Source organism: Ruegeria sp. BHSB064 (genome assembly GCF_059613205.1).
Genome location: NZ_JBXWSB010000175.1, coordinates 1 through 7,059, shown reverse-complemented (window position 1 = coordinate 7,059; position 7,059 = coordinate 1). Strand labels below are relative to the sequence as shown.

Genomic DNA, 7,059 nt, shown 5'->3' with positions numbered 1-7,059 from the left:
GTGCAGCTCCAGCTCATTCTCATATCCGTCCATACGCAGCACGTTCTTGTAAACGCCTTCCGGCACCTCGGCGATGGCCTCCAGCGCACCCTTGCGAGACGTGTCGATAATGTAGCTGCCCAGTGTATCCAGATCGTCGATCCCAAACTCATCCATCATCGCCAGCAGACGGTTCACACCCGCTTCACAACAGGCAATCAAAGCGTAGATGTCGCCTTCGTTGGCAATCGGCTCGCGCGAGTTGGCGCGGATAATGTCCATCAAAAGCGCATTGGGCGTACCTTCTTCGGCCAGTTTACAAGGCGGGATCAAAAGGCCTTCGTCGTAGATGTCCGACCCCTCTGGCCCCATCCCCAGACCACCCAGATCGACCAGATGCGCGGTGCAGGAGGTAAAACCAACAACTTTGCCATCCTTGAACGCGGGCATCATCAGCAGAAAGTCGTTCAGATGCCCCGAGGCCAGCCACGGGTCATTGGTCATATAGATATCACCGGGTTTCATGTCCTGCAGTGCAAAGCGACCCCGCAGATGTAGCACCGCCTCGGCCATCGTATTGATATGGCCGGGCGTACCGGTCACGGCCTGTGCCAGCATCCGACCATTGACGTCAAAGATCCCCGCAGAAATATCACCGCATTCACGCACAATGGGCGAGAACGCTGCGCGGATCAGCGTCTGTCCTTGTTCCTCAACTACCGCCAACAGGCGGTTCCACATCACTTGCAGACGGGCGGGGGAAAGTTCAGCAGTCATTTTACGCCTCCTTTCTGGTCCTGGACCAGGACAAGGTTGCCAATGGCATCCATGTGCGCCGAGAAATCAGCAGATACGAGCGTGGTGGTTTGCGGTTCATAGATCAGCGCCGGGCCGCGTACATGGTCACCGGGTTTCAGATCGGCTCGGGCCACAAAGGCCGCGTCTTTCGCTGCGCCATCCACATCACAAGTGATGGGTCGCGTTTCAGTGACGTCAAACGCCGTGAGGTCCGGTGTTTGAGACACCGGTGGCACAGAACTGTCCGGGGTTGCGACCCGAACCGCCCAATTGAGGATTTCGATCTCCATCCCCGGCACAGGGCGCGAGAATTGCTTTCTGTATTCCTCTTCAAAGGCGGCGATCAGCGGCGCAATATCGTCGCGCGTCAGGGCGCGATCCGGTAGCTGGATCTCGATCTCGTGGCCCTGTCCGTTATATCGCATAAAGGCAGTGCGCTGGCTTTCGGTCGGCGCATCGCCTGCCCCTTTGGCTACAACCTCTTTCGCTTCGGCAATCATTGTATCGAAAAGGGCGTTCACCCCATCCATATCCATACTGTCGAGCAAGGAATAGCGTGAACGGACGATTTCGAACGACACCGGTGCGAACAGGAAGCCAACCGCCGATCCGACACCCGGATTGGGTGGGATCACGATACGCGACACCCCGGCCGAGCGTGCAACGCGGCTCGCATGCAACGGCCCGTTGCCGCCAAAGGCTATCATCGTACGCGGCCCCAGATCCTTGCCGCTTTCAACAGCGTGCATACGCCCGGCGCTGGCCATGCTTTCATCCACGATCCGGCTAACGCCGTCCGCCGAGCCGACCGCATCCAAGTCCAGTTTCTCGCCAATCACGCGCTTCAGTGCGGCCCTAGAGCCTTCGGGGTCCAGTTGAATATGCCCCTCGGCAAATGTGTCCGGCACAATATAGCCCAGCGTGATGTCGCTGTCGGTCACGGTTGGGTCCGTACCGCCGCGCATGAAGGCCACCGGTCCGGGCTCTGACCCGGCAGATTTAGGGCCAACGGTCAGACGGCCCAGACGGTCAACGCCTGCTATCGAGCCACCGCCTGCACCGATTTCAATCATCTCAATCACCGGGATACGCACCGGCATGCCCGAACCTTTGATGAATCGTGCCGCACGGGCAATTTCAAAGGATCTGGAGGTCTGCGGGCGCGCATTGTCGATCAGGCAAAGCTTGGCTGTGGTGCCACCGACGTCAAATGACAGGACCTGATCCAGCCCGGAACGCGCTGCAATGCGTGCGGCCAAAATGGCACCGCCCGCAGGGCCGGATTCAACCAGTCGGATTGGAAACCGTGCCGCAGTTTCCACTGTGCACATCCCACCACCCGCAGTCATCATCAGGATCGGGCAAGTTACGCCCTCGGCTGCGAACTGTTCGACGAAACGCGTCAGATACGATTCCATGAGCGGCTGAATGTATGCGTTCGCGACGGTGGTGCAGAGCCGGTCAAACTCACGCGCTTCGGGGCTGACGTCGGACGAGATCGAAACCGTAAGGTCGGGACGATGTTGGGCCAAAAGATCGCGCAAGCGTCGTTCGTGGGTGGGGTTGGCGTAAGAGTGCATAAGGCAGATCGCCACCGCATCGGCACCGCTCGCGTCCAGCTCGATCAGCAGGTGTTCGATCTGCGCTTCATCCAGATCGATTAATACCACACCTTCGGCGGACATGCGTTCGCGGATGACGAAGGATCGTTCACGCGGCACCAGAAGGTCCGGCTTTTCCAGGTTGATGTCGTATTGGGAATAGCGCCGCTCGTACCCGATATCGAGGATGTCTCGGAACCCTTCAGTGCAGATCGTTGCCACAACCGCCCCACGCCGTTCAATCAGCGCATTGGTTGCCAATGTCGTGCCATGGATAAACCCGGAGACATCCTTTAGAGACCGACCCGTCTGCGCCATAACGCGCTGAGCGCCTTCCATGGCGCCTTCGGCCGGGTTTTTATGCGTGGTCAGGGTTTTCGTCGACGCCAGTATCGTCTCATCCCCTGAGACCAGAACTGTGTCGGCAAAGGTGCCACCAATATCGATGGCAAGGCGTAGCGCGGTACTCATTTGGTATTCCGTGATCGTCTGAAAGCATGCAGGCGGTTCGCCCGGCAGGGCAGCTACCGGCGCGGTGCCACCAGATCACAACCGGTTGCACGGCGATCCAGACGAATAGGGATACACAAACACGTCATACTTTTTTTTGGCCCGTTGGCCAAAATCCCACTAGCAAGTTTGCGACATTACAGTCCCCAAGCGACACAATCTTGTCTACTTCGCCAATAGACTTCAGGTCATATCCGCTCTGTGCGTTTGATGAGTGGGGACAGAGACCAAATTATCCGCAAGCAGGTCATCGACAAAGAGGCTCAAAAGTTGCAATCGGCCCGATACTCCGGCCTTTCGGTAAATCGATGCACATTGCGCTTTGATCGTGCCCTGTTTGGTGGCCCGGATTTCCGCGATTTCCGCGATCGCGTATCCTTTTATCGCCAGAATGGCGACGTCCCGCTCAGCCTGGGTCAGCGACCATGTCTGAAACCGCGCTTCCAGCACCTCGCCAAACGCGCCAGAGGCAACTTTCATCTGATCCTCAAGCCTGGCCTGACGGCTCAGCATTTTGCGCAGCTCGACGGTGGTGAACGCCAACCCACCAATCAACGCAACCGTGACAAGCAATTCGACAAGATCACTTTCTGCCAGAAAAAACGTTGAGTTGGGCCAAAAGTCTAGCACAATGTCCAACAGGAAATAGGCGCTGCAGATAGCCTGCACTGCAAATAAGGACCATAGAACTGTAGCACGTGTCATGATTTGGCCTTCGGTCTGTTAGGGGTGCGTCCAGAGCTGGACGCACCCCATTTGTGTCAGCTGTCGTCCTCGTCGTCGTCCAGCTCAATTTCCAGAACGGCGCCGGTTTCTGGCGAAACTTCGATCTCATAGGTCTTGCCCTCTAGTGAGGCATAAACTTCAATCTCGTCATCTTCGATTTCGAATTTTGCGATGGAATAGCCCTTGGCTTCCAAAGCCACGCGTATTGCACCCTCAGAGGATCCCAGCACATCATTCACGTTGATCTGTGCCATCGCCAAGCCCGGTGCCACAAAAGCCGCCAGCACTGCCAGTTTGCCAATTTTGTTCATTTGCCATTCCTTTCAAAGATATCAGTCACCGCGAGGCTGCGGTTGTCCTGATCTGTGCGGCTTGTCGGAACAACAAAATTGGACTTTTGGCAGAATTCAACCGGCTTAGGCCAAAGGTTTATGCTGAAAAGACGTTAGAGCGGCTATTACTTTCCGAACCTGTTCAGCACATTGCGCGTGATCTGCTCGACCTGACGATCATGACGCACAAGGCCCATCACCCATTCACACGTGCCCGCGGTGAAGACCTCTCCAAGCCCACGTTGCCAACAGATGACCGCCCCGTTGCCCCGGCTGCTGCGGTCCAGTGTCTCGTCTGTGCAAACGCCAAACATGCTTTCGGCCTTAAACACCGCATCAGAACTGCCGATATACAAGGTCTCGCCCCAGATTTCGTGGTCAGGCTCGATATTGGTCGCCAGACCAAGTGCGAGGATCTGTACGCCCAAATCCGCGCCATCCAAGCCGGTGGGAAAGGGCAGCCCGTCGTCCATTCTGTAATCCAGCCCGTCAACTTCATACCCGAAGATACGCGCTCCTGCGCCCAACTGGTCACCGTATCCCAGTTGCGCGCCTGCAAACGCCCAGTGGTCGGGTCGATAGACGGTAAACCCGCCGCTTCCCCGCCCGACACATCGGCCCAGACCAGCATAGACGCCCTTTAAGCCGTTAACCCCAAAGGTCTGCGCACCGGGCCAGTTGGCAGGAGAGACCTCCCACGCGGATGTCACGAGATGTTCGTGATCGCTGCCCACCAAAGGGTCAAGATCTGCGGTGTATTTATAGCAAACCTGGGTACGGCCCTGATCTTCGATCCGTGTTTGCCACAGGAAGTTTCCAGCAAACCGGGCAACCCGCCCGCCACCTTCGGTAAACCTGTCGACAGCGTGGCGCATATTGGCTGACCAATATTCGTCGTGGCCCACAAAAACAGCGCATTGGTAGTCCTTCAACAGGTCCGGGTCAGCCTCAAGATCATGCTGTGTTGCGAAATCGAATTCATACCCTTCCGCTTCGGCCCAGCGCGCGAAATGACGCTCGTAACTGGCCCATCCGGCCGAGGCATACTTCTTGGAATACCCATAGGAATAGGCCCATTCCATATAGGGGTAGCGCACCATCTCTCCCGGACTATGCGGTGCATCCGGTACAGCACGCGGGGCACCTGCAGGAAGTTTGCAAAATCCCCGTGTCCACGGCCGTTGGGTCGACACCACCGGAGAGAACGCATTGCCGTGGGGTCCGGTGATGCCTTCGTAGTGATTGGATCCTCCCCAGCAATTATAGGCCAGCCATGTCCCTGTGGCGCAGATCAGGACGTAAGGTGCTGCTGGTTTTTCAGCTGCGCGCCGCAGCAGGAACAGGTGATGCTCTTCCACCCGATCCCCATCCTGTTCAGCGCGCAACGTCACCAGATAGCCGCCTTCACGCCAGTCGTCCGGAATTCTGAACTCGTATGTCACCTGCCACCCGCACCCCACGACCGAGCAGTCTTTGGGCGTTCTCTGATGCACACCCTTCAAGCCGCTCTCGCGGTGCAGCACTTCGTAGGTAGTGCCATCGCGCCCGATCTCCAGATCCCACTCGCGAGCGGTGGTAGAAACGCGCAGTGCCAACTGTTCGCCCGGCGCATAAGTCATACGCTCTGTGTACCCCCATATCTCAAGAACGGACGCGTCCCGAGACGGTCCGATATAGTAGTGGTCGAGAATATGTCGCGCCTTGGCGCGGGTTCGGGGGGTGATGGCAGGGCCCTGGTTCTCGGAACGCGTCATGGGTTGGTGTCACTCCGGCAGGTAGCGGTCTGACCAGCTTTCACCTGCCGAACCGCTGGCGATCATTGCGTCAATTTCCGCATCAGAAAACCCGGTTTCGCTCAGGATTGATCGTGTGTCCGCCCCGTATTTTGGCATCGGTCCAGGGATTACGATCCTGGCTCGTTCAGGCCGCACGGCGTTCGGAGCAACAAGATCACACCACCGACCCATAGGGTGCAAATCATGCCGGATGACACTGAACGTATTCTGCGTCAGATCAACCTGACCAGAGCTTTCGAGATGTAAAACAGCGTCACGTGTGTCGTGCAGCGAACCCAGAGGCATAACAGTTGAAGACGTACCCTTGAAAGCTTCCTGCCAATATGCGGCGGGCTGCTTGGCAATCCGATCAGCCAGAGCTTTGGCTAAGTGTGGTTCTGGCATGTCAGCGACATCTGACAGTTCGTCAACTTTGCGTAGGGCGTCTCGTTGATCTTTTGGTGCCGCGAAGAAAAGCCAACCGTCAGCAGCGCGGTAGCAGTGGTAAAACGGGCCCCATCCCAACGCCGAACGCCCTGCGGGTTCGTCAAAAGGGGCGCAGGTTTCAAAATCATACATAAACTGTGCCTGAATGAGGTTCCCTGCCCCCGCCAGCGCTGCTCGAGCGATCCCGCCATTTCCGGTTTTCTGCAGCCTCACAAGGGCCGCGCCCAGCGCAACACAGGCGCAATATCCGGTCAGAACGTCGATCGTGCCGAAATGCGCATGCTCTTCCGGTGTCTCCATCCCTCCGCCAAAGCGCACCATCACTCCGGTCGCGGCTTGTGCCAGATCGTCATAGCCCAGATGGTCCGATTTGGGGCCGCGCGCGGGGCCGCCGAAGGCATCCAGTTGAACCAAAATGAGCTTTGGGTTGATTGCGGCCAGCTGCTCTGCGCCAAGGCCCAAGGCGTCGCGCTGTTCGTCCGTGCCGTTCATCGTTATGACGTCCGATGCTTCGATGAGCCGCCGCAAGGCATCCTGCCCCTGCTCTGAGCCGAGGTTCAGCAAAACGCTGCGTTTGCCGCGATGCGCATGCAAACCAAACACAACCGTGTTCCAAGGGTCGACTGACGGCTCTACCGGCTGAACCGAAGTAACCTGAGCCCCGTAGCGCGCCAGCGTGGAACCTATGGTCGGACCAGCGATGACATTGGTCAGATCCAACACTTTGAGCCCCTCAAGCCAACCGCTTTCCTCCACACCCGCCACCCCGTCGCGCAGTGGCTGAGCCCCGTAGCGCGCCAGCGTGGAACCTATGGTCGGACCAGCGATGACATTGGTCAGATCCAACACTTTGAGCCCCTCAAGCCAACCGCTTTCCTCCACACCCGCCAC

Annotated in this window: 6 protein-coding genes; all 6 read right to left on the bottom strand. The window is 57.8% G+C overall.

Annotated elements, in window-relative coordinates; translation table 11 throughout:
* A partial coding sequence (locus tag AC2FNU_RS23105; protein WP_496793221.1) for a hydantoinase B/oxoprolinase family protein occupies positions 1 to 756 on the bottom strand: 756 nt, incomplete at its 3' end.
* Entirely contained in the window at positions 753 to 2,849 is a 2,097-nt protein-coding gene (locus AC2FNU_RS23100) for a hydantoinase/oxoprolinase family protein (RefSeq protein ID WP_496793217.1), read from the bottom strand. The genes AC2FNU_RS23105 and AC2FNU_RS23100, both read right to left, overlap by 4 nt.
* Before the next feature lie 222 nt (positions 2,850 to 3,071).
* A complete protein-coding gene (locus AC2FNU_RS23095; protein WP_496793213.1) occupies positions 3,072 to 3,593 on the bottom strand; it encodes a helix-turn-helix transcriptional regulator in 522 nt (173 codons plus the stop codon).
* Positions 3,594 to 3,649: 56 nt separating this feature from the next.
* On the bottom strand, positions 3,650 to 3,925 hold the full coding sequence (locus AC2FNU_RS23090) for a PepSY domain-containing protein (RefSeq protein WP_496793209.1): 276 nt from the start codon (positions 3,923 to 3,925) through the stop codon (positions 3,650 to 3,652).
* A gap of 146 nt (positions 3,926 to 4,071) precedes the next feature.
* Positions 4,072 to 5,700, bottom strand: coding sequence for a N,N-dimethylformamidase beta subunit family domain-containing protein (locus AC2FNU_RS23085; RefSeq protein ID WP_496793204.1), 1,629 nt, complete (start codon positions 5,698 to 5,700; stop codon positions 4,072 to 4,074).
* Positions 5,701 to 5,709: 9 nt separating this feature from the next.
* A partial coding sequence (locus AC2FNU_RS23080) for a CoA transferase (protein WP_496793199.1) occupies positions 5,710 to 7,059 on the bottom strand: 1,350 nt, incomplete at its 5' end.

Bases quoted from the DNA above. Each gene is read 5' to 3' on its own strand.
- AC2FNU_RS23100 (WP_496793217.1), bottom strand. From the start codon at position 2,849: ATGAGTACCGCGCTACGCCTTGCCATCGATATTGGTGGCACCTTTGCC.
- AC2FNU_RS23095 (WP_496793213.1), bottom strand. From the start codon at position 3,593: ATGACACGTGCTACAGTTCTATGGTCCTTATTTGCAGTGCAGGCTATC.
- AC2FNU_RS23090 (WP_496793209.1), bottom strand. From the start codon at position 3,925: ATGAACAAAATTGGCAAACTGGCAGTGCTGGCGGCTTTTGTGGCACCG.
- AC2FNU_RS23085 (WP_496793204.1), bottom strand. From the start codon at position 5,700: ATGACGCGTTCCGAGAACCAGGGCCCTGCCATCACCCCCCGAACCCGC.